25 protein-coding genes are annotated in these 24,942 nt (G+C 60.8%); 12 read left to right on the forward strand and 13 right to left on the reverse strand.

Annotated features, from left to right (window positions below):
* The first annotated feature begins 207 nt into the window (after window positions 1–207).
* Genes ACO6VD_RS15425 through ACO6VD_RS15435 form a run of 3 tightly spaced genes read left to right on the forward strand, consistent with a single transcriptional unit; the run spans window position 208 to window position 3,087 of the window.
* A complete protein-coding gene (locus ACO6VD_RS15425; RefSeq protein WP_422420255.1) occupies window positions 208–2,196 on the forward strand; it encodes a ribonucleoside triphosphate reductase in 1,989 nt (662 codons plus the stop codon).
* A 31-nt stretch (window positions 2,197–2,227) separates the two neighbouring features.
* Entirely contained in the window at window positions 2,228–2,395 is a 168-nt protein-coding gene (gene nrdD / locus ACO6VD_RS15430) for an anaerobic ribonucleoside-triphosphate reductase (RefSeq protein ID WP_400172710.1), read from the forward strand.
* A complete protein-coding gene (locus ACO6VD_RS15435) occupies window positions 2,392–3,087 on the forward strand; it encodes an anaerobic ribonucleoside-triphosphate reductase activating protein (RefSeq protein WP_422420257.1) in 696 nt (231 codons plus the stop codon). The genes nrdD and ACO6VD_RS15435 overlap by 4 nt, the downstream gene beginning before the upstream one ends.
* Window positions 3,088–3,107: 20 nt before the next feature.
* Here the strand turns inward: ACO6VD_RS15435 and ACO6VD_RS15440 are convergent, their stop codons facing one another.
* From ACO6VD_RS15440 to ACO6VD_RS15455, 4 genes are read right to left on the reverse strand one after another with little or no spacing between them, the layout of a single operon-like run.
* Entirely contained in the window at window positions 3,108–4,487 is a 1,380-nt protein-coding gene (locus tag ACO6VD_RS15440; RefSeq protein WP_422420258.1) for a 4Fe-4S binding protein, read from the reverse strand.
* On the reverse strand, window positions 4,475–5,329 hold the full coding sequence (locus tag ACO6VD_RS15445; RefSeq protein ID WP_422420259.1) for an FTR1 family iron permease: 855 nt from the start codon (window positions 5,327–5,329) through the stop codon (window positions 4,475–4,477). Before ACO6VD_RS15445 ends, ACO6VD_RS15440 begins: the two co-directional genes overlap by 13 nt.
* Before the next feature lie 22 nt (window positions 5,330–5,351).
* Window positions 5,352–5,690, reverse strand: a complete 339-nt coding sequence (locus ACO6VD_RS15450; RefSeq protein ID WP_422420261.1) for a cupredoxin domain-containing protein — start codon at window positions 5,688–5,690, stop codon at window positions 5,352–5,354.
* Window positions 5,691–6,221 (reverse strand): iron transporter, encoded by a 531-nt coding sequence (locus ACO6VD_RS15455; protein ID WP_422420262.1) that lies wholly within the window; start codon window positions 6,219–6,221, stop codon window positions 5,691–5,693.
* A 196-nt stretch (window positions 6,222–6,417) separates the two neighbouring features.
* Here ACO6VD_RS15455 and ACO6VD_RS15460 point away from each other — a divergent pair, with 196 nt between their 5' ends.
* Window positions 6,418–6,633, forward strand: a complete 216-nt coding sequence (locus ACO6VD_RS15460) for a DUF3079 domain-containing protein (protein WP_400172716.1) — start codon at window positions 6,418–6,420, stop codon at window positions 6,631–6,633.
* A 25-nt stretch (window positions 6,634–6,658) separates the two neighbouring features.
* Here the strand turns inward: ACO6VD_RS15460 and ACO6VD_RS15465 are convergent, their stop codons facing one another.
* From ACO6VD_RS15465 to ACO6VD_RS15475, 3 genes are all read right to left on the reverse strand, one after another.
* The gene (locus ACO6VD_RS15465) at window positions 6,659–6,907 is read right to left on the reverse strand and encodes a hypothetical protein (RefSeq protein WP_422420265.1); all 249 of its coding nucleotides are present in this window, start codon (window positions 6,905–6,907) and stop codon (window positions 6,659–6,661) included.
* Window positions 6,908–7,044: 137 nt separating this feature from the next.
* Entirely contained in the window at window positions 7,045–7,566 is a 522-nt protein-coding gene (gene gloA, locus ACO6VD_RS15470; RefSeq protein ID WP_028946105.1) for a lactoylglutathione lyase, read from the reverse strand.
* Between the two features lie 217 nt (window positions 7,567–7,783).
* Window positions 7,784–8,143: a histone-like nucleoid-structuring protein, MvaT/MvaU family gene (locus ACO6VD_RS15475; RefSeq protein ID WP_422420267.1), complete on the reverse strand. Its 360-nt coding sequence runs from the start codon at window positions 8,141–8,143 to the stop codon at window positions 7,784–7,786.
* Window positions 8,144–8,508: 365 nt separating this feature from the next.
* Between ACO6VD_RS15475 and ACO6VD_RS15480 the strand changes: the two genes are divergently transcribed.
* Together ACO6VD_RS15480 and cobF are read left to right on the forward strand one after the other, a co-directional pair.
* Window positions 8,509–9,798 carry an OprD family porin gene (locus tag ACO6VD_RS15480; RefSeq protein ID WP_422420269.1) on the forward strand — a complete coding sequence of 430 codons (1,290 nt, stop codon included), beginning with the start codon at window positions 8,509–8,511 and terminating at the stop codon, window positions 9,796–9,798.
* Window positions 9,799–9,866: 68 nt separating this feature from the next.
* Entirely contained in the window at window positions 9,867–10,616 is a 750-nt protein-coding gene (gene cobF / locus ACO6VD_RS15485; protein WP_422420271.1) for a precorrin-6A synthase (deacetylating), read from the forward strand.
* On the opposite strand, the gene ACO6VD_RS15490 is transcribed toward cobF, so the two are convergent.
* Entirely contained in the window at window positions 10,582–11,901 is a 1,320-nt protein-coding gene (locus ACO6VD_RS15490; RefSeq protein ID WP_422420273.1) for a glycosyltransferase, read from the reverse strand. The two genes, cobF and ACO6VD_RS15490, sit on opposite strands and share 35 nt — an antisense overlap.
* Window positions 11,902–11,928: 27 nt before the next feature.
* A complete protein-coding gene (locus tag ACO6VD_RS15495) occupies window positions 11,929–12,294 on the reverse strand; it encodes a response regulator (RefSeq protein ID WP_422420275.1) in 366 nt (121 codons plus the stop codon).
* A gap of 239 nt (window positions 12,295–12,533) precedes the next feature.
* On the opposite strand from ACO6VD_RS15495, the gene ACO6VD_RS15500 reads away from it, so the two are divergent.
* The 5 genes from ACO6VD_RS15500 (at window position 12,534) to ACO6VD_RS15520 (ending at window position 20,203) form a co-directional block, all read left to right on the forward strand.
* Window positions 12,534–16,025 carry a response regulator gene (locus ACO6VD_RS15500; protein WP_422420277.1) on the forward strand — a complete coding sequence of 1,164 codons (3,492 nt, stop codon included), beginning with the start codon at window positions 12,534–12,536 and terminating at the stop codon, window positions 16,023–16,025.
* The gene (locus tag ACO6VD_RS15505) at window positions 16,022–16,843 is read left to right on the forward strand and encodes a CheR family methyltransferase (protein ID WP_422420279.1); all 822 of its coding nucleotides are present in this window, start codon (window positions 16,022–16,024) and stop codon (window positions 16,841–16,843) included. Before ACO6VD_RS15500 ends, ACO6VD_RS15505 begins: the two co-directional genes overlap by 4 nt.
* A complete protein-coding gene (locus ACO6VD_RS15510; protein WP_422420280.1) occupies window positions 16,840–17,415 on the forward strand; it encodes a chemotaxis protein CheB in 576 nt (191 codons plus the stop codon). Before ACO6VD_RS15505 ends, ACO6VD_RS15510 begins: the two co-directional genes overlap by 4 nt.
* On the forward strand, window positions 17,409–18,623 hold the full coding sequence (locus tag ACO6VD_RS15515; RefSeq protein WP_422420281.1) for a hybrid sensor histidine kinase/response regulator: 1,215 nt from the start codon (window positions 17,409–17,411) through the stop codon (window positions 18,621–18,623). The genes ACO6VD_RS15510 and ACO6VD_RS15515 overlap by 7 nt, the downstream gene beginning before the upstream one ends.
* A 119-nt stretch (window positions 18,624–18,742) precedes the next feature.
* Window positions 18,743–20,203 carry a phospholipase effector Tle1 domain-containing protein gene (locus ACO6VD_RS15520; protein ID WP_422420282.1) on the forward strand — a complete coding sequence of 487 codons (1,461 nt, stop codon included), beginning with the start codon at window positions 18,743–18,745 and terminating at the stop codon, window positions 20,201–20,203.
* A 4-nt stretch (window positions 20,204–20,207) separates the two neighbouring features.
* Here ACO6VD_RS15520 and ACO6VD_RS15525 read toward each other — a convergent pair whose 3' ends face one another.
* Genes ACO6VD_RS15525 through ACO6VD_RS15535 form a run of 3 tightly spaced genes read right to left on the reverse strand, consistent with a single transcriptional unit; the run spans window position 20,208 to window position 22,863 of the window.
* Window positions 20,208–20,801: a TetR/AcrR family transcriptional regulator gene (locus ACO6VD_RS15525; protein WP_422420284.1), complete on the reverse strand. Its 594-nt coding sequence runs from the start codon at window positions 20,799–20,801 to the stop codon at window positions 20,208–20,210.
* Between the two features lie 11 nt (window positions 20,802–20,812).
* On the reverse strand, window positions 20,813–21,661 hold the full coding sequence (locus ACO6VD_RS15530) for a 3-hydroxybutyryl-CoA dehydrogenase (RefSeq protein WP_422420286.1): 849 nt from the start codon (window positions 21,659–21,661) through the stop codon (window positions 20,813–20,815).
* 17 nt (window positions 21,662–21,678) lie between these two features.
* The gene (locus ACO6VD_RS15535; RefSeq protein WP_422420288.1) at window positions 21,679–22,863 is read right to left on the reverse strand and encodes an acetyl-CoA C-acyltransferase family protein; all 1,185 of its coding nucleotides are present in this window, start codon (window positions 22,861–22,863) and stop codon (window positions 21,679–21,681) included.
* 168 nt (window positions 22,864–23,031) lie between these two features.
* On the opposite strand from ACO6VD_RS15535, the gene ACO6VD_RS15540 reads away from it, so the two are divergent.
* Window positions 23,032–24,045, forward strand: coding sequence for an AraC family transcriptional regulator (locus tag ACO6VD_RS15540; protein ID WP_422420289.1), 1,014 nt, complete (start codon window positions 23,032–23,034; stop codon window positions 24,043–24,045).
* Here the strand turns inward: ACO6VD_RS15540 and ACO6VD_RS15545 are convergent.
* Window positions 24,022–24,924 carry a dihydrodipicolinate synthase family protein gene (locus ACO6VD_RS15545; protein ID WP_422420291.1) on the reverse strand — a complete coding sequence of 301 codons (903 nt, stop codon included), beginning with the start codon at window positions 24,922–24,924 and terminating at the stop codon, window positions 24,022–24,024. The two genes, ACO6VD_RS15540 and ACO6VD_RS15545, sit on opposite strands and share 24 nt — an antisense overlap.
* Window positions 24,925–24,942: the final 18 nt, after the last annotated feature.

Raw genomic sequence — 24,942 nt, forward strand, 5'->3', positions numbered from 1 at the left:
GGGGCGGTGTGGTGATCGCCCCTTCCCCCCCCCCCCCCACCCCTCCCCCCCCCCCCCCCCCCCCCCCCCCCCCCCCCCCCCCCCCCCCCGGGTCCCACCGGCCAACCTTGATATCAGTCAATTTACTCCCGCGCGTTTAGCCGTAACCTCCACTGCATATTGTGTTTTCAGATAAATAAACATCTATATGTAGTGTTTGGGGGACTAATGCACAGTACGTTGAACAAGCGCGACGGCAGTCTGGCCGCTTTCGATGCCGACAAGATTCGCCAGGCGTTGATCGCCGCCGGCAAGGCCACCGGGGAGTACGCCGAAGCCGAGGCCGAAGGGTTGTTGGTGGCGGTGCTGGCGTACCTGGAGGGCTATTCGAAGCTGCATGTCGAGCAGATCCAGGACCGGGTCGAGCGGGTGTTGATGGACGCCGGGCATTTCCTCTCGCTACGTGCCTATATCGTCTACCGCGAGCAGCATGGGCGCTTGCGCCGCGACCGCAAGACCCTGGTCGAGGTAGCGACCTCGATGAACGAATACCTCAACCGCGAAGACTGGCGGGTACAAGCCAACGCCAACCAGGGATATTCCCTGGGCGGGCTGGTGCTCAATGTCGCCGGCAAGGTTACCGCCAACTACTGGCTCGATGAGGTCTACAGCGAAGCCATCGGCCGTGCCCACCGTGAGGCCGACCTGCATGTACATGACCTGGACATGCTCGCCGGTTACTGCGCCGGCTGGTCGCTGCGCACGCTGTTGCACGAAGGCCTCAACGGTGTGCCGGGACGGGTCGAGGCCGGACCGCCGAAGCACCTGAGCAGCGCCCTGGGGCAGATGGTCAATTTCCTTGGCACGTTGCAGAACGAATGGGCCGGGGCCCAGGCCTTCAGTTCCTTCGACACTTACCTGGCGCCTTACATACGCAAGGACAACCTCAGCTACGAAGACGTACGCCAGGCCATTCAGGAATTCATCTACAACCTCAACGTGCCGTCACGCTGGGGCACGCAAACGCCGTTTACCAACCTGACCTTTGACTGGGTCTGTCCTGAGGACCTGCGCGAGCAGATCCCGGTGATCGGCGGTGAGGAGATGCCCTTTGCCTACGGTGAGCTGCAGGCCGAAATGGACCTGCTCAACCGCGCCTATATCGAAGTGATGCAGGCCGGCGATGCCAAGGGCCGGGTATTCACCTTTCCGATCCCGACCTACAACATCACCCACGATTTCCCCTGGGACAGCGACAACGCCGAGCGCCTGTTCGAGATGACCGCGCGCTACGGCCTGCCGTATTTCCAGAACTTCCTCAACTCCGACATGCTGCCCAACCAGGTGCGGTCGATGTGCTGCCGCTTGCAGCTGGACGTGCGTGAACTGCTCAAGCGCGGCGGTGGTCTGTTCGGTTCGGCAGAGCAGACCGGCTCGCTGGGCGTGGTGACCATCAACTGCGCACGCCTGGGTTATCTGTTCAAAGGCGATATCAGTGGCCTGTTGCAGCGCCTGGATACGCTGATGGAACTGGCCATGGAAAGCCTGGAGGTCAAGCGCAAGGTGATCCAGCACCATATGGACGCCGGCTTGTATCCCTACACCAAGCGCTACCTGGGCACCTTGCGTAATCACTTCTCCACCATTGGCGTTAACGGCCTGCACGAGATGCTGCGCAATTTCAGCGACGACCAGATGGGCCTGCACACCGAGCAGGGGCGGCGCTTTGCCTTGAACCTGCTGGACCATGTGCGGGCCACCCTGGTGCGTTTCCAGGAAGAGAGCGGACACCTTTACAACCTCGAAGCGACACCGGCCGAAGGCACTACGTACCGCTTCGCCAAGGAAGACCTCAAGCGCTATCCCGACATTCTCCAGGCCGGTTGTGCGCAAGCGCCGTACTACACCAATTCGTCGCAGCTGCCGGTGGGCTACACCGATGACCCGTTCGAGGCGCTGGAGCTGCAGGATGAACTGCAGTGCAAGTACACCGGCGGTACGGTTCTGCACCTGTACATGGCCGAACGGATTTCTTCGGCCCAGGCCTGCAAGCAACTGGTGCGCAAGGCCTTGGGGCGCTTCCGTCTGCCTTACCTGACCATCACCCCGACGTTCTCCATCTGCCCGGTGCATGGCTATCTCGATGGCGAACACGAGTTCTGCCCGAAATGCGACGAAGCCCTGTTGCTGGCGCAGCAGGCGGGCACTGTTCACTGATTTCGTTTACCCAACCGCAAGGAGCTTCATCATGACTGCACTGCAAACCCTGCCTGTGGCGCAACGCCAACGCTGCGAAGTCTGGACCCGGGTGATGGGCTATCACCGGCCGGTGTCGGCGTTCAACCCGGGCAAACAGTCCGAGCACCGCGAGCGCCAGCATTTCACCGAGGGCGCGGCAACGGCCGGGCATCCATGAGTCGAACACTACGGGTCGGGGGCATGGTGCCCCTGACCACCCTCGACTATCCGGGCAAACTGGCCTGCGTGTTGTTTTGCCAGGGTTGTGCCTGGCGTTGTCGTTACTGCCATAACCCGCAACTGATACCACCACGCGGTAGCCAGGAACTGCCCTGGAGCCAGGTGCTGGGATTCCTCCAGCGCCGCCAGGGCTTGCTTGACGCGGTGGTATTCAGCGGCGGCGAAGCGACCTTGCAGGACAGCCTGCCCGAGGCCATGGCCGAAGTCCGGCAACTGGGCTTTAGCGTCGGCCTGCACAGTGCCGGGATCAAGCCGCAGGCCTTCGCCCGGGCACTGCCGGGGGCCGACTGGGTCGGTTTCGACGTCAAGGCCCTGGCCGAGGAGTGTGCGCTGATTACCCGGGTCAAGGGTAGCGGGGTGGCCAACTGGCACAGCCTGGATTTGCTGCTGGATAGTGGCGTGGACTATGAGTGCCGGACCACCGTGCATTGGCAACTGATCGACCCGGCACGGCTGTTGACCCTGGCCGGGCGTTTGCGCGAACGTGGGGTTGAACACTTTGTCGTACAGCCGGTGCGCACCGCGCAGATGCTCGATGCCAACCTGGCAAAGGTGTCGGCGCAACCTGCCTTGTCTGCGCTATGGGACACCCTCGGCAGCCTGTTTCCAGTGTTTGAAGTGCGCGGTTAGAACACCGCGCCCTTTAACCGCTAGAGCCAACCCCAGAACTGCAACCACCAGCCATAACCCACCGCCGCGATGCTTGCCAGCAGGCACAGGCTGGCGGCGCTGCGCCGGAGCAGGCCAGCCTCCTGGCGCGCCAGCAGTTTCCAGCCGAGCCAGGCACTCCAGGCCATGGCTGCGATCAAGAGTGCGGCCCTGGCCGGTTGTACCCATTCCAGCAACAGCCCTTCATAACGCAGCAGCTTCACCGTGGTGGCCGACAAGCCGAGAAACAGCCCGGCCCCGCCCAACGGTGTAAGGGTCAGACTCAGGGCGCCATAGAGGTCAGGATTACCCGCCAGGCGTGCTGAAAGTCGCACCAGAAGCAGCAAACCGCCACCCAGGATCAGGGCATAAGCGCTCAAGTACAGGACGATACTGAAACCGTCGAGCCAGCTGAAACTGTCGTTGAGTTGCGGATAATGAGTCAGCAGCCACCAGGGCGCGTTGTCCTGTAAAGGCCAGAGCACATCGTGCTGCACCAGCCACTGCGCCAGTTGTTGCTTGAGGGCGATGAACCAGGGGCTGACGGTCCACTGGAACGCCCCCATGGCCAGGCCGATGACGCCGAACAGCAGCAGGCGGCTATCCCAGGGGGAGGGCGTGCGGATGCCCGCATGGAGGATCTCTTCGTTGCTGGAGCGGGCAATCAGCTGCACGGCGCCCCGTTGCCCGCTGCAGCGGCCACAGGCATGACAGTCGCTGGCGCCCTGCAGGCGGCGGATGTCCAGGAGCGGTGCACAGTTGGGCGGCGGTAGACGTGGAGCGGCGTTGTCCTTCCAGCGCTGTTCATCGACTTGAAAGTGCACCGGCGCGAGGCGGGCGAGCAGGGCAAAGACACCGCTGACCGGGCACAGGTAGCGACACCAGACGCGCTTGCCGCGGGCGAACAGCAAGCCGATGGCAACCGCCGCCAACGTCGAACCGCCAAGAATCAGCAATGCTGCCTGGGCGTAGTCGTAGACGCTGATCAGCTGGCCATAAAGCGTGGTCAGGCAGAACGCCAGGGTGGGCCAGCCACCCCAACGCATCCAGCGCGGTACGCCCATGCCCTTGCCATACTGGCTGGCCCATTCGCTCAGCGATCCTTCCGGGCACAGTACGCCACACCAGAGCCGGCCAAACAGCACGATCGAGAGCAACACGAACGGCCACCAGATACCCCAGAACAGGAACTGCGCGAACAGCGTCAGGTTGTCCAGCATCCGCGCCTGGCTGGCGGGTACCGGCAGCAGGGCCGGCAGCACCAGCAGCAGGGCGTAGAACAGCACGATCATCCACTGCAGGGCTCGAATCGCCCCGGCATGCCGGCGCATGCCGTCACCGAAGCGTTGCAACCAGCGATTGTGCAGACTCAGGCTGGACATGCGGCGCCGCCTGTTCTGCGCTGCAGCAGCCAGTAACCGACGCTCAGCCAGTAGCCACTGAGCACCAGCAAGGTCAGGGCGCTGGGTGTCGCCCGGTAGCCGGCGAAACCGGCGAGAAAAGCGCCCAGGCCCTGGCTGTCGCTGAGCAGCCAGCTGCTGTCCCAGAGTGCGTCGCCGACCAGGGTATAGGCCATTTCCGGCAGGTCCATGGCGAGCAACTGGCCACCGACCCGTTCTGTCGCACTGACCAGCAAAGCTGCTGCGAGCAGCAGCAAGACCGCCTCACTGAGGGCAAAGAAGTGTCGCCATGAAATGAACCGGCGGCTGCCGTGCAACAGGGCGATGGTCAGGGCCGAGAGCAACAGCCCGGCAACGCCGCCGAGGGCAAACTGCAGTAGTTGCGCGCCGTGCAGACGGGCACCGGCGCCGTAGAGAAAGACCACGGTTTCGCTGCCTTCGCGACTTACTGCCAGCATCGCCAGCAGTAACAGGCCGAGGCCGCCCTGGCGCGCCAGTTGCTGGTCGGCGTGGCGCCTCAGGTCATCCTTGAGCGTGCGCGCGTGACGGTGCATCCAGGCGACCATCTGCACCATCAGCACACTGGCTACCAACGCCAGGCCGGCCTGGAACCATTCGCTGGCGTCACCGCTCATGGCATCGCCGGCGAACAGGATCAACAGCGCCAGCACGCCCGAGAGCAGCAAGCCGAGGGCGACACCCGCCCACAGGAACTTGAGCAGGCGCTGGCCGCGCTGCTGCTGGCTGACCCAGGCCTGGAGGATACCGATCACCAGCAGCGCCTCGACGCTTTCGCGCCAGACGATAAACAGTGCTTGATTCATCAAGACTCCCTGCACATCCCGGCTACTGCGCGAGGATGGCGCCCTCGGGCAGTTGCGGATTGAATTCGTCGAAGAACGGGTAGCGGCCGGGTCTGAGCGGGTGAATGACGACAAAGGTCGTCACCCCTGGCGACAGCACTTTCTCCACCCGCAGCGGCGTGCTTTCGAACTCGGCCGGGCCTTCACCCTGGTTTTTCAGGACGATCTTGAAACGTTGGCCAGCCGGCACTTCCAGCACGGCGGGGGTGAAGTGCCCGTCACGCAGGATCAGTTCGTAGCTGGGCAAGGGGGCCGCGGTCAGAGAGGTGACTGCGCCCGCCAGAATCAACCCGGCCAGGCGCTGGTGAATGCGGGCGTTCATTCAATAGCCGCCTTTCTTGCCGATGCCGGCGTAGACGAACTCATAGTGCAGCTCGCAGCGCTCGAACCAGGGCTGCACGCCGGTTTCCTTGTCGGTGTGGCGTCCCAGCGAGCCATGCCCGCCTGGCGGCAGCAGGGTGAAGGTCAACTGGTATTTGCCCGGTCCCTGCAATTTGACGTTGTCGCCGTAGTGCGGACCGTCGTTGGCGACCATGGCATGGAAGTCACCGCTGATAGGAGTGTCGCTGCCTTGCTTTTGCAGGCTGAAGGCAACATGGAGGTAGGGCACGAAACTGCCTTCCTGAAAGCCCTGACGGTTGTCTTCGGTGGCGCGGATATCGGCTTCCAGATGGATATCGGAGTCGGCGGTGGCGCGCATCATGCCGGCGGGTGCCATTTCGATCGGCTGCAGGTACACCGCAGCGACTTCCAGGCCCGGGCACAGTTGCGGTTCGCCGATGGGGTATTCCTTGGCCTGGGCCAGCGGTGTGATCAGGAGCAAGGCGAGTGACAGCGAGAAGGGGGTACGCATGACGACTTCCTGGGTACTGACGAGTGGGAGCCCGAGTCTAGGAAGCTTGTGCGTGAATAATAATGATTATTATCAATTTTCCCGGCAATCCGCCTGGCACCGGCAAATGCTTGGACGATTGTTGATCTGCATCAAGGGCAAAGCCGTAGCGAGGTCATAACGTGGAAGCTCACCCATAGCCTGCCTGGGGAATTTCATGGCCAAGCCCTTTCCCGTCAGCCCGAAACACCCCGAACGTATTTGCTGGGGTTGCGACCGTTACTGCGCGGCGAACGCCCTGGCGTGCGGCAATGGCGCCGACCGCACCATGCATCCGGTGGAAATGTTCGGTGAGGACTGGAATGTGCCGGGGGACTATGGTCTGGGGTTGCCTGACAGCCAGGATAGCGCTCAGAAACAAGGGGCCGCATAAGCGACCCCGCGATTGACCCACCTGGTCAGAACAGATGCTGATGCTTGTCCAGCTGCTGATCGACCAGCCATTTGCCATGGGCAAGTGATACATGCTGGGCCTTTTCAAGGTCTGCCAGGAACGCCATGTTTACCGGCAGCGACAAGCGTCGACTGGTGTGGCCCTCGGGATCGGTAATCAGGCAGCCGCCGGCAAACGGGGTAAGGATGCCGTCATGGGTTTCGATGCTGGCGGTAATGGTGTGATTGCGATGCACGCATTGAAGGGTTTTCATCGTCCTGACCTCGCTGCTGGGGAATCGGTAGCTCGCCGTTTTCAAAAGCTCCTCGTTCAGGTGCTCTTTCGGGTATACCACAGCAGTGGCCCGGGGGGACCCGGGCCGACGAACGTTATGCGCTTGCGATAGACTGCTTAGAACTCGGTAGGCTGGATGATTTCAACCCAGTAATCGTCCGGGTCCTTGATGAACGCCAGGTGCTTCATGCGCCCGTCGCTCAGGCGCTTCTGGAAGGTTACGCCCAGTTGCTCGAAGCGCTCGCAGGCGGCGCGAATATCCGGCACCGAGATGCAGATATGACCGAAGCCGCGTGGATCGGTGTTGCCATTGTGGTAGGCAAACTCAGGATCGTTTTCGCTACCGTGGTTGTGGGTCAGTTCGAGGATGCCCGGAATCGACTTCATCCACTCGGTACGCTTGGCGGCGTCGGCAGGAATCTGCGCCTTGTCGACCAGGGCGAGGAAATACAGGCTGAACTCGGCCTCTGGGAAGTCACGTTTTTCCACCAGGCTGAAACCCAGTACGCGGGTGTAGAAGTCCAGGGACTTGGCAACGTCCTTGACGCGCAGCATGGTGTGGTTGAAGACGAAATTCTGGGTCGCGGCATCCGGTTGCGCGGTGACACCAGGAAGGGTGTCGAGATGGTTCAGGCTCATGGGCACTCCGCTTGAAGAGGCTGGTACACGCAGTACCAGCAAAACAGTCAGGGCAACATGATACGGAACTGAAGGGATTGCGCAAACGAATTGCGCCCCGCCTGGGAAGGGCGGGGCGCAAGAATTAGAAGCCCGCCGAGGCGGGCGTATGGGGCGCTAGTCCGTTAGCAGTCTTCATCCTGAGCGAGTGCATGTGAAAAAAGTGTGAAGAACTTCTTCACGAACGCAACCAGCTGTCGACGGTTTTCGCCCCGTATTGTTCTTTCCAGGCTTTCAGCCCACGGTGGTTACCACCCTTGGTTTCGATGCGCTCGCCGGTATGCGGGTTTTCATACACTTTGACCACCCGTGCACGGCGAGTTTTAGGGGCTGCTACCGCACCTTTGGCCACGGCTTTGGGGTCAAGAATGGAAATGATATCGCGCAGGTTCTTGCCGTAGCTGTTCATCAGGTCGACAAGTTTGCGTTCGAACTCGATTTCGCGCTTGAGGCCGGCATCCTTTTTCAGCGCCTCCAGTTGCGCCATCTGTTCTTGAAGCGCTTTTTCGGCAGCACGAAACTCTGCAAGTCTGGACACTGTCATCACTCCTTTATGTCTGCAGTGGCCCGGCATGCGGAAAAACGAGGACTAACCTCAATTACGCAGCCAGCACTGGGTTGGGAACAACACCACACTAATAAAGAGTGTAGTAGTCCCGAGGCAGCGGGTAAACAAGGGAATTTTAACTTCCCTGTAATGGAACTTTCTTACTTGACCGCGCGTTAATACGAAATAACTAGTCGGGTGCCCGTCGCGTGCCTTAGACAAAGGTCCAATGGCCCGATCTAGAGCGGTTTCGAGATAATTTTAGGTCAGCCTCGAGCTTTATTGGCGCTGCATGCGTTACCGCTGCCTGGAAGGCTGCCGGTTGTTTTTTGTCATTCTTTTGGATTGTGCTTCTGATGTTTGCCCCATTTCCCCCAGCCCCCGGGCGCGGCCTTGCCGGCGTGCTTGCGATGTTGACTGCCGCCTCGACTCAGGCGAGCGGTTTTCTTGAAGACAGCAGTGCCAAAGTCGAAGCACGCAATGTCTATTTCAATCGCGACTTTCGCGATGGTCATGTCAGTTCCAGCCAGGGCGCTTCGAAACGCGAAGAATGGGCACAGGGATTCATTCTCAATGTACAGTCCGGTTATACCCAGGGCCCTGTCGGCTTTGGTGTTGATGCATTGGGCATGCTCGGCATCAAACTCGACTCAAGCCCCGCTGACAGCAACAGCGGCTTGATGCCGTCCAGTGGCCAGGATCCGCGCGAGTCGGTGGATCAGTACGCGAAACTGGGCGTGACCGGGAAAATGCGCTATTCGAAGACCGTCCTCAAGTACGGCTCGATGCTGCCGGACATGCCATTGCTCAAGTACAACGATGGCCGCTTGTTGCCGACAATGTTCCAGGGCGCGATGCTCACCTCCGAGGAAATCAACAACCTCAAGTTCAGCGTTGCCCGTCTGGACAAGTACACCGCTCGTGACTCCACCGATCGCCAGGACATTCGCGTTCACTGCAAGAACAAGCGCTATGCCTGCAATATCACCGCCGATCATTTCGACATGGCCGGTGTCGATTACAAATTCAATGACCGCCTGAGCGCCCAGTATCAGGTGGCCAAGCTGGAGAACATCTACCGCCAGCACTTCCTCGGTGTAGTGGCCAGTCAGCCGCTCAGTGTCGGCAGCCTGTCGGCCGACCTGCGCTTGATCAAGAGTGATGACATCGGCAATGCCCGTGCCGGTGACATCGACCATCGCGCATTCAGCGGCCTGCTCGGCTACAGCCTTGGTGGGCACAAGGTCAGCGCCGGCTGGCAGCGCATGTACGGTGAAAACGCCATGCCGTACCTCGATGGCAGCAACCCGTATCTGGTCAACTACGCCCAGGTCAACGACTTCGCCGCCGCCCAGGAGCGCTCCTGGCAGTTGCGCTATGACTATGATTTCAAGGCGCTTGGCGTGCCTGGCCTGAGCTTCTTTACCCGCTACATCAACGGCGACCATATCAAGGTGCCGGGCAGTCTGGCCGAGGGTAAGGAGTGGGAGCGCGACAGCGAGCTCAAATATCAGGTGCAGAGCGGCACCTTCAAGGATGTCAGCGTGCGCTTGCGCAACTCCACCTACCGCAGCAACTATGAAAAATGGGCGCGGGACATGGATGAAACGCGGGTGATCGTCAGCTACAACTTCTCGATCTGGTAAGCAGTACATTGCCACTGCCCCTCGGTCGGTCGACAATGGCGACTGGCCGAGCCATGGAATGAACTGTGATGAAACAGCTGCTGTTGATCGGAATCGGGCCGGGCAATCCGCGCCAGATCACCCTTGAGGCCGTGGATGCACTCAACCGTGCCCAGGTGTTCTTCGTTCTTGATAAAGGCACGGTCAAGGACGAGCTGCTGCAGTTGCGCAAGGACATCCTTGAGCGTTACATCCAGCACGCGGATTACCGCCTGGTGCAGGTCGAAGACCCGCAACGTGATGGGGCTGCCAGCGACTACGTCGGTGCGGTGCATGACTGGCACCACAAGCGCGCCACGCTCTATGCGCAATTGATCGAAAGCGAACTGGCCGACGGCGAGTGCGGGGCGTTCCTGCTCTGGGGCGAGCCGACCCTGTACGACAGCACCTTGCGCATCCTCGATCTGGTGCAGGCCGGTGGTGTCGGCATCGCGCTTGAAGTCATCCCCGGTATCAGCAGCGTCCAGGCTCTGGCCGCCCGTCACAGAATTCCCCTGAACCGTATTGGTGAGCCGCTGACTGTCTTGCCAGGGCGACGTCTGTGCGAGCAAACGCAGATCGACAACCTGGTGGTGATGCTCGACGGTCAGTGTGCATTCGCCACGCTGGACGATCCCGGGCTGATGATTTACTGGGGCGCCTACCTCGGTACGGCTGACGAGATGCTCATCGCCGGGCCGTTGCACGCGGTGCGCGAACAGATTCTTGCGCAGCGCGAGCAGGCCCGCGCGCGCAAGGGCTGGATCATGGACACTTATCTGCTGCGTCGGCCGCTGTAGCCAGGCGGTTCTTCGCCTCGATCCATTGCGCCATGTACTGCGTGCTTTTGTGCTGGTGGTGGCGCAGCATCGCTCCGGTGAAATTGAACAGACGGTGCTGGTCCAGATCACTCAGGGCGTAGTCGATGCGTTCGACCAGCGCGGCAGCGTGTTGGCGTTGGTCATAGCGGGCCTTGAGCAGCTGTAACCCCTGTTGCTGCGCGTGTTGCCAGCGCGATTGGTCGGTATACAACTGCACCGCAGCTTCGGCCAGCGCTTCGGCGGTGCTGGCCACTGCGCCTGGCCAGGGCAGGGCACCATGCATGGCCTCGGCACCGATCGGTGTGGTCACGCTGGGGGTGCCGCAGAGCATGGCGTCGGTCAGTTTGCCCTTGATCCCGGCACCGAAGCGCAGCGGCGCCAGGCAGATCCGCGCATTGCTCATCACCTCCAGGGCGTCTTCGGCCCAGTTCATGATGTGGAAACCTTCAACCGGTTTGTGCAGCGCCGTGGCCTTAGGCGGCGTGTAGGCTCCGTAGATGTGCAACTGGGCCTGGGGCAGGCGGCGGCGGATCATCGGCCACAGCGTGTTCTTCATCCACAGCACGGCATCCCAGTTGGGCGCGTGGCGGAAGTTGCCGATGCTGAGGAAGTCGGCGCGTTGCTCATAAGGCTTGAACGGCTCTACGGGCACATCGACCATCAGCGGACACCAGTGCAGCAGGTGTTCGGGAACGCCAAAACCATTGATCAGCAGGTCAATCTCGACATCGGAGATCATCAGGCTCAGGTCACTGCGGTAGATGGCCGCCAGTTCGCGCAGGGTCAGGTCGGCGCTGGCCATCTGTCGATACAGCTCGGGGCCGGAGGTGTCGAACAGCGCGCGGAAGTCGTTGGGGTCGAGCCCTTCGATCAGGCGTCGACGCAGCAGTTGCTGGCGGGCGTCACGCAGGCTTTGCAGGTCTGAGGTTTCCAGCACGCGCAAGGCGTTGGGGCAGTGTTTCTCCACGCGCCAGCCGAACTGCTCCTCCATCATGAAGCGGTCGAACAGCACGACATCCGGGGCCAGTTCGCTGACAAAGTGGTCGAAGCTGCTGTCGTTGAGGGTGATCGCCTGTTCGCTGATGCCCAGCTCGGCGAGGTCTGCCTTGTGTTCGCCGACGCTCGCCGGACTACTGAAGGTCACGCGCCAGCCTCGCTGCACGAAGCTTTCGAGGATCTGCATCATGTGCCCGCCAGCGGCCGAGGAGCGCGGTTCGGGCCAGACATAACCGATGACCAGGACGTTGAGTGCGGGCTTGAGCATGAGCGGAAGAGGCCTTGGCAAAAGCGCCTATTCTACAGCAAGAATGCTTTGTACCTTGTCGCGCAATTGATCGATGCTGAACGGCTTGCCGATCAGGTGCATGCCCGCTGGCACCTCGATACTTTCGCCAAAGCCACTGGCAAACAGGATCGGCAGCGCAGGCCGGGCTTCCCGGGCCTCGATCGCCAGTGCCTTGCCATCCATGTCCGGCAGGCCGATATCGGTCATCATCAGGGTCAGTGGTTGCCCAGGATTGCGCAGGATCTGCAAGGCGCTCTCGGCGTCCTTGGCCTCGACGACCGAATAGCCCAGCGCTTCAAGCACTTCGACGATCAGCATGCGCACGATGGCGTCATCCTCAACGACCAGAAGGGGTGGGGCAGGTGAGGGCATGGGGTGGGTCCTGTACAAAAGTCTATTACTACTCTGGAAGTCAGCTGTCGTCAGAAGTTCCCTGCATGTTTTGCATTTGCAGCGATGCAGGGAACGATTGGCGGTTGGACGTCTCAAATGCTGGCTAAATGCCCTGCCGAAATTGGCAAAGCTGTTTAGACTTAGGGTAGAAAGTAGAACAATTACTCGAATAATCCGCCACACTCTTTCGTTTGATCCACTTGCTCGGACCTTTTGAGATGATTCAACCAGCCTCGATAGATCAGCAAAGCTTTCGCAAGTTGCTGAGCCGTAACATCGGCCTGCCTCTGGGGGTCGGTCTGCTCAGCGCCGTGGTGTTCGTGGCGATGATCAGTTATCTGCTGTCGGCTATCCAGTGGTTGCAGCACACCGATCGGGTGATCAACAACGCCAATGAAACGATCAAACTGTCCATCGATATGGAAACCGGCATGCGCGGTTTTCTCATCACCGGAGAGGAACGTTTTCTAGACCCCTATGAGGTGGCCAAGCCACAAGTGTTGTCGGCGCTCAGGGACTTGCAGCAACTGGTGCGGGACAACCCGCAGCAAGTGGACCGGCTGGACCGGATAAAAGCGCTGCAGCAAAACTGGAATACCTTTGCCGGCGAGATGATCAGCCTGCGCCGCCAGGTAGCGGACTATAGCGAGCCGATTCGCAGCGGCCGCGGCAAGCGTATCACTGATGAAATCCGCAAGGAGTTCGACGCCTTTATCGGCATGGAGCAGCAGCTGCGCGTCGCCCGCAGCGAACAAGTCAGCACCCTCACCGTGGTGGCGATTTCTGTCTACCTGGTCTTCATCATCCTGCTCAGTGCACTGCTGGCCTTTCTGGGCCGACGTGACCTGTTGGCGCTGTCAGCGAGCTACACCAGCAGCCTGCAAACCCAGCAGCGCTCGACCCAGCGCCTGGAACAGCAGGCCTGGTTACGTACCGGCCAGACGAAACTGGCCGAAGCGGTGCTTGGCCAGCTGACCTTGCCCATGCTGGGCAACAATATCCTGCGCTTTTTCGCCGGCTACCTCGGCAGTGTAGTGGCGGCGCTCTATGTGCGAGACGAGCATGGTGGCCTGCGGCGGGTCGCGACGTACGGTTTCTCCGCCGAACAGCAAGCCCGCGAGCAAGTGGTCGGCACGCACGAAGGTATCCTCGCTCAGGCAGTCACCCAGGGTCGCCTGTTGCGTCTTGACGATGTGCCCGAGGATTACTTCAAGGTCAGCTCCGGCCTGGGCGAAGGGTTGCCGCGCAGCGTGCTGGTGATGCCGGCCAGTAACGACGGGCAGATCAACGGTGTAGTCGAACTTGGCTTTTTGCGGCCGTTGACTGACCGTGACATCGAGCTCCTCGAGCTTATTGCTGACAACCTTGGCACTTCCATCGAGAGCGCGCGCTACCGCCAGCGCCTGCAGGAAGTGCTGGCCGAAACCCAGCAGCTTAACGAAGAGCTGCAAGTGCAACAGGAAGAACTGAAAACCGCTAACGAAGAGTTGGAGGAGCAGTCGCGGGTACTCAAAGAATCCCAGGCCCACCTTGAAACCCAGCAGGCGGAGCTTGAGCAGACCAACGAGCAGTTGGCCGAACGCACCGAGGCCCTGGCTGAGCAGCGCGATGCGCTGGACCGCAAGAATGGCGAGTTGAACCAGGCCCAGCTGGAACTGGAGGCGCGCGCCGAAGCGCTGCAGCGTTCCAGCAAGTACAAGTCCGAATTCCTTGCCAACATGTCCCATGAGTTGCGCACGCCGCTCAACAGTTCGCTGATTCTGGCCAAATTGTTGGCCGAGAATGCCCAGGAAAACCTCAGCGAAGACCAGGTCAAGTTTGCCGAGTCGATCTACTCGGCAGGCAACGATCTGCTCAACCTGATCAACGACATTCTCGACATCGCCAAGGTCGAGGCCGGCAAGCTAGAAGTACGCCCGGAGACCACTCAGGTGGCGCGCTTGACCGAAGGCCTGCAAGCCCTGTTCGAGCCGTTGGCCAACGACAAGCAGCTGAACTTCAGCGTGGTCATCGAACCCCAGGTGCCCGCTACCCTGTACACCGACCGCCAGCGTCTGGAGCAGATTCTCAAGAATCTGCTGTCCAATGCGGTGAAGTTCACCGAGGCCGGGCAGGTGAGCCTGACGGTTGGCTGCCAGCCGGGTATCGGCATCGTCTTCGCCGTGCGCGACAGCGGCATTGGCATCGCTGCCGACCAGCAACAGAGTGTCTTCGAAGCCTTCCACCAAGCTGATGGCACCACCAACCGACGCTATGGCGGCACTGGCCTTGGCTTGTCGATTTCCCGCGACCTGGCACAGTTGCTGGGTGGTCAGATCACGGTGGACAGCAGCGTTGGCAAGGGCAGCGTGTTCAGCCTGATCCTGCCGGAGCGCTACGAGCCGATCATCAATCAGGCGCCGGCGGTAGTGATCAATCAACCCCATGCATCGCTGGAGCCTGAGCCCCAAGCAGCGGTCAGCGCCGTAGTGGTTGCGCGTAATAAGCCGCCGTTTGCGGATGACCGCGAGCTGGCGCCGTTCAGCAACCGCTGCATTCTGGTGATCGAGGATGAGCCGAATTTCGCCCGTATTCTCTTTGACCTTGCCCATGAGCTGGGTTACAGCTGCCTGGTCGCCCAGGCCGCCGACGAAGGTTTCGAACTGGCCGCCGGGTTCATTCCCGACGCTATCCTGCTGGACATGCGCCTGCCGGATCACTCCGGTCTGACCGTGTTGCAACGGCTCAAGGAGCAGGCCAGCACCCGCCATATTCCGGTGCATATCATTTCCGTTGAAGACCGGGTGGAAGCCGCCATGCATATGGGTGCCGTTGGCTATGCGGTCAAACCGGCCAGCCGCGAGGAACTCAAAGCGGTATTCGCCCGCCTGGAAGCCAAGCTGACGCAGAAGCTCAAGCATATCCTCCTGGTCGAAGACGATGACCTGCAGCGCGAGAGTATCGCCCGGCTGATCGGCGACGATGACATCGAGATCACCGCGGTCGGCATGGCCCAGGAGGCCCTGGACCTGCTGCGCGAGAATATTTACGACTGCATGATCATCGACCTGAAGTTGCCGGACATGCTCGGCAACGAATTGCTCAAGCGCATGTCGGCCGAAGACATCCGCGCCTTCCCGCCGGTGATCGTCTATACCGGGCGCAACCTGACCCGTGATGAAGAAGCCGACCTGCTCAAGTACTCGCGCTCGATCATCATCAAGGGCGCGCGCTCGCCGGAGCGCCTGCTCGATGAAGTGACGCTGTTTTTGCACAAAGTCGAATCGACGCTGTCCCATGAACGTCAGCGCATGCTCAAGACTGCGCGCAGCCGCGACAAAGTCTTTGAAGGGCGAAAACTGCTGTTGGTGGACGACGATGTGCGGAACATTTTCGCCCTGACCAGCGCCCTGGAACACAAGGGGGCGATTGTCGAAATCGCCCGCAATGGACGCGAGGCCATCGAGCGGCTGGAACAAAACCCGGATGTCGATCTGGTGCTGATGGACGTGATGATGCCGGAGATGGATGGCTACGAAGCCACGCGGCTGATCCGCCAGCAGCCGCGTTGGCGCAAGCTGCCGATCATCGCCGTGACCGCCAAGGCCATGAAGGATGACCAGCATCGTTGCCTGGAGGCAGGCGCCAATGACTACCTGGCCAAGCCCATTGACCTTGACCGCCTGTTCTCGCTGATCCGTGTCTGGCTGCCGCAACTGGAGCGAATTTGAGTATTGAACGTAACACCGACATCGAGATACGGCTGCTGATCGAGGCCATCTACCTCAAGTACAGCTATGACTTTCGCGATTATTCCGGCGCCTCGATCAAACGCCGGATTCAGCATGCCTTGCGCCAGTTCGAGTGCAAGACGGTGTCTGCGCTGCAGGAGCGGGTGCTGCACGATCCGGGCATGTTCATGCAGTTGCTGCAGTTCCTGACCATTCCGGTCAGCGAGATGTTTCGTGACCCGGAGCATTTCCTCGCGCTACGCCAGGAGGTAGTGCCGCTACTGCGTACCTGGCCGTCGCTGAAGGTCTGGATCGCCGGTTGCAGTACCGGTGAGGAAGTCTATTCGATGGCGATCCTGCTGCGCGAAGAAGGCCTGCTCGATCGCACTATCATCTATGCCACCGATATCAATCCCAGCTCCCTGGAGAAGGCCAAGCAAGGTATCTACTCGATGCAGAGCATGCGCGAGTATGAACACAACTACCATAAAGCCGGTGGCCGCCGGGACTTCAGCGAGTACTACACCTGCGCCTACGGCAATGCCATCCTCGACAGCAGCCTGCGTGACAACGTGACGTTCGCCGACCACAGCCTGGCGACTGACAGCGTGTTCTCCGAAACTCAGTTGATCTCCTGTCGCAATGTGCTGATCTATTTCAACAAGACCTTGCAGGATCGTGCGTTCGGGCTGTTCCACGAGTCGCTATGTCACCGCGGTTTTCTGGTGCTGGGCAGCAAGGAAACCCTGGATTTTTCCGCCTATGCTGATCAGTTCCAGGCCTTGGTCAAACCCGAACGGATCTACCGTAAATCATGAACGGCATTCAGGCGATCACAGTCGGGGCCTCGGCCGGTGGGGTCAGTGCCTTGCTCAGCCTGTTCCATGCCTTGCCGTTGGATTTCCGGATCCCGATTGTGTGCGTGCTGCATTTGCCCGATAACCGACACAGCCAGCTCGCGCAAGTGTTCAAGCGCAGGCTCGGGCGTCCGGTGTGTGAAGCGCAGGACAAACAGACAGTGGCGCCGGGCATGATCTATTTCGCCGGCCCCGGGTATCACCTGTCGGTGGAGCTGGACCGCAGTTTCTCCTTGAGCCAGGAGGAGCGGGTGCACTTCTCCCGCCCTTCGATCGATATCCTGTTCGAGTCGGCCGCTGATGCCTACGGACCAGCGCTGGTCGGTGTACTGCTGACCGGTGCCAACGAAGATGGCGCCCGTGGCCTTGTCTGTATCAAGCAGGCGGGCGGTCATACTATTGTCCAGGAGCCGCGCGAAGCACATGTCGCCACCATGCCCAACGCAGCGATAGCCCTGCACCGACCTGACTACATATTGCCGCTCTGCGGCATCGGGCAAATGCTCGCCACGCTGGAACTTTCCGAATGCTAAGCCACATCCAAGCCAAGGTGCTGATCGTCGACGACCTGCCAGAAAATTTGCTGGCACTGGAGGCCCTGGTCAAGGGCAGCGACCGTGACGTCCATCAGGCCCACTCCGCCGACCAGGCGTTGTCGCTGCTGCTTGAACATGAGTTCGCCCTGGCCATTCTGGATGTACAGATGCCGGGCATGAACGGCTTCGAACTGGCCGAGCTGATGCGCGGAACGGAAAAGACCAAAAACATCCCGATTGTCTTTGTCAGCGCCGCCGGGCGTGAGATGAACTATGCCTTCAAAGGGTATGAAAGCGGGGCCGTGGACTTCTTGCACAAGCCGTTGGACAACCAGGCGGTGAAAAGCAAAGTCGCGGTGTTCGTCGATCTGTTTCGTCAGCGCAAGGCCCTCGGCCAGCAGTTGGAAGCACTTGAGCGCAGCCGTGCCGAGCAGGAGCAACTGCTTGCGCAGCTGCAGGTCACCCGCACTGAGCTGGAGCACGCCGTACGCATGCGCGACGATTTCATGTCTATTGTCTCCCATGAGCTGCGCACGCCACTCAATGGCCTGATCCTGGAAACCCAACTGCGCAAGTTGCACCTGGCCCGGGACAATGCCGACGCGTTTACCCTGGACAAGATGCGCGCCATGGTCGACCGCGACGAGCGCCAGATCAACAGCTTGATCCGCCTGATCGAAGACATGCTCGATGTGTCGCGGATCCGCACCGGCAAGCTGTCGATCCGGCCGAGCCAGTTCGACCTGACGCGGCTGGTGGGTGGCCTGATCGAAAACTTCGCCGCCCAGGCCGCGGCAGCGCATTCAACCATCGAGTTCAAGGTCGAGGCGTCGTTGATCGGGGTCTGGGATGAGTTTCGCATCGAACAGGTGGTTGCCAACCTGTTGACCAATGCGCTGCGTTACGGGGCAAAACACCCCGTGCAAGTGCGTGCCTTCGAACAGCAACAGTCGGCGTGTATCGAGGTGCGTGACCAGGGCATCGGCATCAGCGCACAAAATCAGCAACGTATTTTTCAGCAGTTCGAGCGGGTGGACTCGAACCAGGGTGCTGCTGGGCTGGGGCTGGGGTTGTACATCTCGGAACAGATTGTTCTGGCCCATGGTGGCAGCATTGAAGTAGAGAGTATCGAGGGGCATGGCGCGACCTTTACGTTGCGTCTGCCATTAACCGAGGCATTGGCAGCGGATACTTCCCGACAGTAGCGATTTTGCAGGCGTTCGCCTGGACGGTTCTTACGCAATCGGAAACCGACTGCTGATTTTCTGCCTCCCCGTTTGAAGGTGTGATGGCTCCCAGGTCAATAACCACAGGGAGTAGGCACATGTCTTTTATCGTGGATCAGGGAGACGTTGGTAGTTCACAGGCCAACAGTCGGCGTTCGAGCGTCACGCTTCACGTTGGGGTTTTCTTTGACGGCACGGGCAATAATCTCAGTAACAGCGAAGCCGCAGCTGACTGTATGGATCCCGTCAAGCTGGCCAGCTCTCCAGCGCTGCGCAAACAATGCGCAAGCTACGGTTATAACGGCCAGGGGAGTGTCCCGGCCGACAGTTATGGCACTGCTAAAAGCAACATTGCCAAGCTGTATGAACTGTATCGGGATCAGGCCGCTGAACGGCTACAAGACGATCAGAAACGCGTGAGCCTGAAAGTATATGCCGAGGGTATCGGCACCCAAGCGGGCAAAAAGGACTCGGATCTCAGCAAACTGACCGGCCGATACGCCTCTGGCGTCATTACCCGGGTGCAACAGGTACCTGCGGCCATCCTTGAGCAATTGGCGCGGTGGTCGCAGATAAATCCGGGGGTGCGGATTCAGCAGGTCGAGCTGGATATCTTCGGTTTCAGTCGGGGGGCCGCGGCGGCCCGACATTTTGCCAACGACATTGGCAGAGGTGCGGCCAGTCTTCTGGCGCAGCGCTGGCCAGCTTCGCTGCTGGCGGAGGGCTTTGACTGGCAGTCGTCGTCATCCCTGGCGATCAACTTCATCGGTCTGTTCGACTCCGTTGCGGCAGTGGTTTCCGTGTTCAATGGCAACTTCAGTCCGGCGAACGCCGATTACGGCGGTATCGAAATGAAGTTACCGCAGACGGCTGCCAAGAAGATCGTGCACCTGGTCGCTCGGGACGAACACCGCAAGAACTTTCCGCTGACGCAGTGTGAGGACGATAGCGTTGTGCCCGGTGCCCACTCTGATGTGGGCGGCGGTTACTTACCTCATGCCTGGGAGCATCTGGTGCTGACTCGCCCGGTCTCCAGCATCGAAGCGCACAATCGGGCGAATGAAAAAAGTCGGGCCTATCTACAGACCCAGGCGCAATTTCTTCGCAACCAGAAAACCTGGCAGCAACTGAACCTTGAGGTCGAACTGTGCTGCCTGGCGGAAGTTTATCAGCCAGCAAAACGGGATACTGCTGCAGAAAAGCGTGTTACCGCATTTGTACGCGGCAAGCGCGAGATGGTGGGTGATCTGGCGCTGGTTTATATGCGTATCATGCACAGGCTGGGTGTCGATCACAGTGTGCCTTTCGAGGCGCTGGATGAGCAACGCATGGCGCTACCGGCGTCCTTGCAGCCAATCGCGGCCAAGTTGATGGCCTATGTATCAGGCTCAACGCCGGCGCTGGCGTTGAGCGAGGAGGACGAGACACTGCTGTGCGGGCGTTATATTCATCTGTCCAGCCATTGGTCCACGCAGGGCACACCCAGGGAAGGGATCGATTCGAAGTACATCAATCGCCCCCATGAAAGTGGACAACGCAGTGTTTATCCCAACGCATAAATGTTCATACCATCGAGCTAAGGCTTTCACCGCGCAAGGTCCGCTCGATCCCGCCCAGTACCATGCTTTCCATCAAGGCCAGACTCTGGGCCTGTGGCAGCTGCGACGCCTGTAGCCAGCTGGGCACACTGTTGAGCAGGTTGGCGATCACATGGGCGGTAGCCACCAGCGCCTGGCCACGCAAGGTCGCCTTGGGCACGATCATGCGCAGCAGGGCGGCTTCGTACTGCTGGCGCAGTTGCCCGATGCGCGCCTGCTGGTCGGGGCTCAGGCAGCACTGGTCACGTTCGGCCAGGCGGAACTGCAAGGGGCGCTCGGCATGCAGCGCCCAGTGTGCGGCGATCACTTCAGTGAGGGTTTGCTGATGTGCGCGCCGCCCCTGGTTGAGGGTAGCCAGCAACTCTTCGTACAACTCTTCGATCAGGTCGTACAGCAGGTCCTGCTTGCTGGGGAAGTGGTGATACAACGACCCAGCAGTCAAACCCAGGTGGCTGGCCAGTTCACGCATGCTGACCTGACCAAAACCCTTCTCGGCGAAGAGCGTCAGGGCCCTGTCACGCCGCTCTTCGAAATTCGTACAGCGCAAAGCGGCGTCCATCGGTTTGCTCCTCAGTAGGTGAAGAATCCACGACCGCTCTTGCGACCCAGGTAGCCGGCGGCAACCATTTCCTTGAGCAGGGGGGCAGGACGGTACTTGCTGTCGTTGTAGCCTTCGTGGAAGGCCTCCATGATCGCCAGCAGGGTATCCAGGCCGATCAGGTCGCCCAGGGCCAGCGGGCCGATCGGCTGGTTGCAGCCAAGGCGCATGCCGGTGTCGATATCCTCGGCGCTGGCCAGGCCTTCCTGCAGCACGAAGATCGCTTCATTGATCATCGGCACCAGGATGCGATTGACCACAAAACCCGGGCGGTTGCCGGCACTGATCGGCGACTTGCCAACCTGCTCGGTCAGGGCCAGGGCCGTGGCGTAGGTCGCATCATTGGTTTGCAGACCGCGAATGATCTCGACCAGGGCCATCATCGGCACCGGGTTGAAGAAGTGCACGCCGATGAAGCGCTGAGGATGGCTGACCGCCGCCCCCAGCTGGGTGATCGACAGCGACGAAGTGTTGGTGGCAATCACGCATTCGGGACTGACGCTGGCGGCGATCTGCTGGAGGATGCGCAGTTTGAGCTCAAGGTTTTCCGTCGCCGCCTCGATCACCAGTTGCGCCTGCTGCAGCAGGGCGTAATCGGTGGTGGTGCGGATACGCGCCACTGCCGCTTCGGCGTCTGCAGCGGCCAGGGTCTGCTTGCTGACCTGGCGCTCCAGGTTCTTGCGCAAGGTGGCCAGGCCGCGCTCCAGCGCGGCGTCGGACACATCGATCAGGGTCACCTGGTAACCGGCCACCGCGCACACCTGGGCAATACCGTTGCCCATGGTGCCAGCGCCAATGACCGCAATGTTTTCAATACTCACCGGCAAAGCTCCTTGAGTCAGACGCGTTCGAAGACAACAGCGATGCCTTGGCCGCCACCGATGCACATGGTGGCCAGCGCGTAGCGGCCTTCAATGCGCTGCAGTTCATGGATGGCCTTGGTGGCGATGATCGCGCCGGTCGCGCCCACCGGGTGGCCGAGGGAAATGCCCGAACCGTTAGGGTTGACCTTCTCAGGGTCGAAGCCCAGTTCCGCGGCCACAGCGCACGCTTGGGCGGCAAAGGCTTCGTTGGATTCGATGACGTCCAGGTCAGCGACTTCCAGACCGGCTTTGGCCAGCGCCTTGCGGGTCGCCGGGACCGGGCCCAGGCCCATCAGCTCAGGCTCGACGCCAGCATGGGCGTAGGCCACCAGGCGAGCCAGCGGCTTGAGACCATGGCGCTTGACGAAGTCGCCGGTGGCCAGCACCAGCGCGCCGGCGCCGTCGTTCAGGCCGCTGGCGTTGCCGGCAGTGACGGTGCCGTCTTTCTTGAACGCGGCTTTCATGCCGCCCAGTTGTTCGGCGGTGACGCTGCCACGCACGTGCTCGTCGACTTCAAAACGTACGGTGCCTTTGCGGCCGGGGATATCGATTGGCACGATCTGGCTGTCGAAACGGCCTTCGGCAATGGCGCGGGCAGCGCGTTGCTGGCTGACCAGGGCCAGTTCATCCTGCATCTGGCGGGTGATGCCATTGCGCTCGGCAACGTTTTCGGCAGTGATGCCCATGTGGAAACCGGCGAACGGGTCATGCAGGGCGCCGAGCATATAGTCCACGCCTTGCAGATCGCCCATGCGCGCACCCCAGCGGGCCTGAGGCAGCAGGTACGGGCCACGGCTCATGGATTCGGCACCGGCGGCGACAACCACCTCGGCATCACCCAGCAGCAGGCTCTGGGCAGCAGAAACAATGGCCTGCAGGCCCGATCCGCACAGGCGGTTGACGTTGAACGCTGGGGTTTCCTTTGGAATACCGGCATTCATCGCGGCTACGCGGGACAGGTAGGCATCACGGGCTTCGGTGGGAATCACGTTGCCCATGACCATGTGGCCAATCTGCTCAGGCTGCACACCGGCGCGCTCGATGGCGGCGCGGGTCACCGCAGTGGCCAGATCCGCCAGAGGCAAGTCCTTGAGGGAACCACCAAATGTGCCGATGGCCGAACGGACGGCGCTGATTACGTAGATTTCCGGGGTATTCATGATCGACTCCAGTATGCGAAAGCATGGCGGGGCGGTGGCAGGCTCTGACAGAATGCACGCCTGGCCAGGTTCAGGTAGTCATCGAGTCTAGGCAAAGCCTTTCGCCGGGCCTATGCCATAACTGTTCACTGAAGCTGGTATTTTTTGCCATACCTTGCGGAATCCGCCATGCGGGAAAACGATACAGTCGCGGTTTACTTCGTCCATAGCATGTTGCACGCCCTGCGCGACCAGCCGCAGCGGGCGCAGGCGTTGTTGCGCGAGGCGGGTATCGATCCGGCGGTGCTCGATACGCCCGGTGTACGGGTCTCGGCCAGCGCCTTTACCCGGCTCTGGCTGATCCTGATCCAGGCCCTGGACGATGAATTCTTCAACCTCGACAGCCATGGCATGCCGATCGGCAGCTTTGCCCTGATCTGTCGTGGCCTGATCCAGGAACCGACCCTGGAAAAAGCCCTGCGCCAGTGCCTGGGCTATTTTGGTCTGTTCTTGCGTGATGTGCGTGCCAGCTTGTCGATCAAAGGCGCACGGGCGGTGATCAGCGTACAGTCGCGTATCGACGATCCGCTGACCCGGGTGTATGCCGACGAGACCTTTCTGGCGTTGGTGATCAGCCTGTTGTGCTGGCTGGGCGGTCAGCGCCTGGTGATCGATCGCACTGCACTGTCGGACCTGCGTCCGGCGCAGGACGACGATCCATTGCTTTGGGGCCCCAATCTGCAATTGGGCGCGGGGGTGAGTGAAATCGAGTTTGCCGCCGACTACCTGCGCCTGCCGGTGATCCAGGACCTGGCGGGGCTGAAGACGTTTCTGCGTAGCGCGCCGCAGTGGCTGGTGATTCGCTATCGCAATCAGAATGGCCAGGTGGCCCAGGTCTACCGTTACCTGCGTGAGCGTGATCAGGGCCAGTGGCCGACACTGGTGGCCATGGCCAAGCGCCAGGGCCTTAGCGCCAGCAGTTTCCGCCGGCAACTGGAGCGCGAAGGCCGCTCGTTCCAGCAGATCAAGGACGAAGTCCGTAGGGCTACGGCCTTCGAGTGCTTGCGCGAAACCGACATGAGTATCGCCGAGATCGCCGAGCGCACTGGGTTCCAGGAACCCAGCGCGTTCCACCGAGCGTTCAAGAAGTGGACAGGTGAAAGCCCGGGCAGTTATCGGTTACGCATGGCTACCCGGCGCTAGCAGCTCCTTGAGCAATGAGCGCAGGTGATCTTGTCCGGCCTGATTCAGGGCGAATACAGGCCGACGTGGTTCACCCACAGGCAGTCCATTGATGGCCAGGCCAGCTTTGACCGTCGCCGGCAGGCCTGCCTTTAGGATGAAGTCCAGCAAGGGCAACTGACGGTAGAACACCGCCTTGGCAGTCTTCAGGTCGTTGGCCACCACGGCTTTGTACAGCTGCTGGTTGAGCTCCGGAATCAGGTTCGCCGCCGCGGTGCACCAACCGCTGGCACCGGCGATGAACGCTTCCAGGGCCAACGGGTTGCAACCGTTGTAGAAAGGCACCTTGCCCTCACCGAGCAGTTGCAGCTTGTGCATGCGCTGGATGTCGCCGGTGCTCTCCTTGACCATGGTCACATTCTCCACTTCGCGGACAATGCGCAGGATCAACTCCACCGACATGTCGGTACCGCTGGTGGCCGGGTTGTTGTAGAGCATGATCGGCAGGTCGATGCTGGCGCCGATCGCCCGGTAGTGCTCGAAGATTTCCGCTTCGCTGAGCTTCCAGTAAGCCGTTGGCAACACCATTACCGCGTCGGCGCCGTGGGCCTGGGCAAAGCGCGCACGGCGGATGGCGCCGGCTGTGGTCAGGTCCGAGACACTGACGATAGTCGGCACCCGGCCAGCAATGTGCGCCAGGCTGAATTCGGTGGCCTGGTCCCACTCCCGATCGCTCAGGTAGGCGCCCTCACCAGTGCTGCCCAGCGGGGCAATGGCATGCACGCCACTGGCGATCAGGCGGTCGATGGACAGGCCCAGGGCAGGCAGGTCAAGTTGCTGGCCGTCGCTGCTGAAGGGGGTAATGGTGTAGCCGATGATGCCGTGGAATTGGGTGGTCATGGAACGTACTCCGCAAGT

Origin of the sequence: Pseudomonas sp. GZD-222, from assembly GCF_049310525.1 — a bacterium.
In the GTDB taxonomy this organism is placed as follows: domain Bacteria; phylum Pseudomonadota; class Gammaproteobacteria; order Pseudomonadales; family Pseudomonadaceae; genus Aquipseudomonas.

What these genes read in the sequence shown, in the direction of transcription:
- ACO6VD_RS15425 (WP_422420255.1), top strand. Translation starts at nt 208, where the DNA reads ATGCACAGTACGTTGAACAAGCGCGACGGCAGTCTGGCCGCTTTCGAT.
- nrdD (WP_400172710.1), top strand. Translation starts at nt 2,228, where the DNA reads ATGACTGCACTGCAAACCCTGCCTGTGGCGCAACGCCAACGCTGCGAA.
- ACO6VD_RS15435 (WP_422420257.1), top strand. Translation starts at nt 2,392, where the DNA reads ATGAGTCGAACACTACGGGTCGGGGGCATGGTGCCCCTGACCACCCTC.
- ACO6VD_RS15440 (WP_422420258.1), bottom strand. Translation starts at nt 4,487, where the DNA reads ATGTCCAGCCTGAGTCTGCACAATCGCTGGTTGCAACGCTTCGGTGAC.
- ACO6VD_RS15445 (WP_422420259.1), bottom strand. Translation starts at nt 5,329, where the DNA reads ATGAATCAAGCACTGTTTATCGTCTGGCGCGAAAGCGTCGAGGCGCTG.
- ACO6VD_RS15450 (WP_422420261.1), bottom strand. Translation starts at nt 5,690, where the DNA reads ATGAACGCCCGCATTCACCAGCGCCTGGCCGGGTTGATTCTGGCGGGC.
- ACO6VD_RS15455 (WP_422420262.1), bottom strand. Translation starts at nt 6,221, where the DNA reads ATGCGTACCCCCTTCTCGCTGTCACTCGCCTTGCTCCTGATCACACCG.
- ACO6VD_RS15460 (WP_400172716.1), top strand. Translation starts at nt 6,418, where the DNA reads ATGGCCAAGCCCTTTCCCGTCAGCCCGAAACACCCCGAACGTATTTGC.
- ACO6VD_RS15465 (WP_422420265.1), bottom strand. Translation starts at nt 6,907, where the DNA reads ATGAAAACCCTTCAATGCGTGCATCGCAATCACACCATTACCGCCAGC.
- gloA (WP_028946105.1), bottom strand. Translation starts at nt 7,566, where the DNA reads ATGAGCCTGAACCATCTCGACACCCTTCCTGGTGTCACCGCGCAACCG.
- ACO6VD_RS15480 (WP_422420269.1), top strand. Translation starts at nt 8,509, where the DNA reads ATGTTTGCCCCATTTCCCCCAGCCCCCGGGCGCGGCCTTGCCGGCGTG.
- cobF (WP_422420271.1), top strand. Translation starts at nt 9,867, where the DNA reads ATGAAACAGCTGCTGTTGATCGGAATCGGGCCGGGCAATCCGCGCCAG.
- ACO6VD_RS15490 (WP_422420273.1), bottom strand. Translation starts at nt 11,901, where the DNA reads ATGCTCAAGCCCGCACTCAACGTCCTGGTCATCGGTTATGTCTGGCCC.
- ACO6VD_RS15495 (WP_422420275.1), bottom strand. Translation starts at nt 12,294, where the DNA reads ATGCCCTCACCTGCCCCACCCCTTCTGGTCGTTGAGGATGACGCCATC.
- ACO6VD_RS15500 (WP_422420277.1), top strand. Translation starts at nt 12,534, where the DNA reads ATGATTCAACCAGCCTCGATAGATCAGCAAAGCTTTCGCAAGTTGCTG.
- ACO6VD_RS15510 (WP_422420280.1), top strand. Translation starts at nt 16,840, where the DNA reads ATGAACGGCATTCAGGCGATCACAGTCGGGGCCTCGGCCGGTGGGGTC.
- ACO6VD_RS15515 (WP_422420281.1), top strand. Translation starts at nt 17,409, where the DNA reads ATGCTAAGCCACATCCAAGCCAAGGTGCTGATCGTCGACGACCTGCCA.
- ACO6VD_RS15520 (WP_422420282.1), top strand. Translation starts at nt 18,743, where the DNA reads ATGTCTTTTATCGTGGATCAGGGAGACGTTGGTAGTTCACAGGCCAAC.
- ACO6VD_RS15525 (WP_422420284.1), bottom strand. Translation starts at nt 20,801, where the DNA reads ATGGACGCCGCTTTGCGCTGTACGAATTTCGAAGAGCGGCGTGACAGG.
- ACO6VD_RS15535 (WP_422420288.1), bottom strand. Translation starts at nt 22,863, where the DNA reads ATGAATACCCCGGAAATCTACGTAATCAGCGCCGTCCGTTCGGCCATC.
- ACO6VD_RS15540 (WP_422420289.1), top strand. Translation starts at nt 23,032, where the DNA reads ATGCGGGAAAACGATACAGTCGCGGTTTACTTCGTCCATAGCATGTTG.
- ACO6VD_RS15545 (WP_422420291.1), bottom strand. Translation starts at nt 24,924, where the DNA reads ATGACCACCCAATTCCACGGCATCATCGGCTACACCATTACCCCCTTC.